This is a genomic window from Campylobacter sp. GB48 (genome assembly GCF_049221845.1).
GTDB classification, from domain to species: Bacteria; Campylobacterota; Campylobacteria; order Campylobacterales; family Campylobacteraceae; genus Campylobacter_D; species Campylobacter_D lari_C.
Genome location: NZ_JBMJAR010000055.1, coordinates 1 through 1394, shown reverse-complemented (window position 1 = coordinate 1394; position 1394 = coordinate 1). Strand labels below are relative to the sequence as shown.

1 protein-coding gene and 1 pseudogene are annotated in these 1394 nt (G+C 29.1%); both read left to right on the top strand.

Translation table 11 applies throughout. From position 1 onward, the window contains the following. A pseudogene (locus ACOTVC_RS08705) lies at positions 1-621 on the top strand (hypothetical protein); the annotation flags it as partial. Next, positions 608-1366, top strand: a complete 759-nt coding sequence (locus tag ACOTVC_RS08700) for a hypothetical protein (RefSeq protein WP_214099785.1) — start codon at positions 608-610, stop codon at positions 1364-1366. The pseudogene ACOTVC_RS08705 and the gene ACOTVC_RS08700, both read left to right, overlap by 14 nt. The last annotated feature ends 28 nt before the right edge of the window (positions 1367-1394 follow it).

Here is a 1394-nt window from a genome sequence, read left to right as displayed (position 1 = left end):
ACACAAACTCACATCAATGAAGATTGTAACAATACTCAAGAACTCATCCCTGATAATGTGATAAGAATACAAACACAAGATGGTAGTGGGGAGTTTATTGAGATAATATTTGATGAATTTAAAGAATGGGAAAAATCATCAAGTGGAGTTATAGAGCCTTTATTTACTCCATTAGAAGGTATAGTGGAAGATATTCCAAATTCACTTGAAAATATTGGCATTGTTAGCGATACCTTAGCAATGTTTGGTGCAGTGAAAAATCCTAAAAATGTAAAAAATATTATTAAGAAAAAATCCAAATATGCTACTAAACAAGAAGTGATAGAGGTATTAAGAAATAAATATAATCTTAAGACTTCTAAAGAATTAAGACTTGGAAGAAGTGAGAATGTTTTCTGGGCTAAGGATAATAAGCAAATAAAAGAGATTTGGGAGGATATTACAAAAGATACGACAATATTGCCAGATGCGGGAAATGGTATAAAAATGAGAAAACTAGATGATGGAACTATTATAAGATTAAGAAAAACATCTGTTTCTGGCGGTTCAGCAATAGATATAGGAAATAAAAAACCAAATAATGTAATTCATAATAAGGCGAAAGAAGATGGTGATTGGTAAAGTAATTCATAAATACGGTTCGTTTTTTCCTGATTTTGATGAGATATTTTACAATTTAGGTTATGATGGTATTTGTTTTGATGAAAAATCAGATATAAAGCTTTTTCTACAAATTCCAAACCTTAAGAAAACAGATATTTTAGAATATTTTGAAGATCATTTTTTAGGATCAATTTTTGAGGATGCATGCGATTTTAATGACTTGGATTGCCCTTTGTTTTACACAGAAGATGAAAACTTAAAAAATTCCATAAAACCAAATTACAATAGTGAGTATGTAAGTATTATAGGGCAACTATTCTTAGCAGGATATATAGACTTTGGGATTACTCCAAGATCGGAAGATAAATATACAAGAACAGACTATCCTACTAATTTATCTTATTATAAAGAAGATAAATATCAAGCTTGGATATATTTTAGAGATAATTTCTTTTATACTAATGCATTTTTAAAAGGATATTATGACGATATTTTAATCTATAAAGGCAAAGAATATACAGCAAATACTCTACCCAAACTTAAAAAAGGAGAAACGGTTCATAGCACAATGCATAGTGCTGCTTCTTGGGCTATGCCAAGATATTGGAGTGGGTATAATATATGGGTAACAAGAACTCAAAAAGGCACAAAATATCTCCGTGAGATTTTAGAACCTAGAGTTTACAACAAATACAAAGATCTAGAAGTAGAAATTGATGATAAAGGTAATATTATAAGGTGGATTGGAGAGATTAATAGATGATTTTGCTTAAATTTTTATTTAAATAAAA

Bases quoted from the DNA above. Each gene is read 5' to 3' on its own strand.
- ACOTVC_RS08700 (WP_214099785.1), top strand. From the start codon at position 608: ATGGTGATTGGTAAAGTAATTCATAAATACGGTTCGTTTTTTCCTGAT.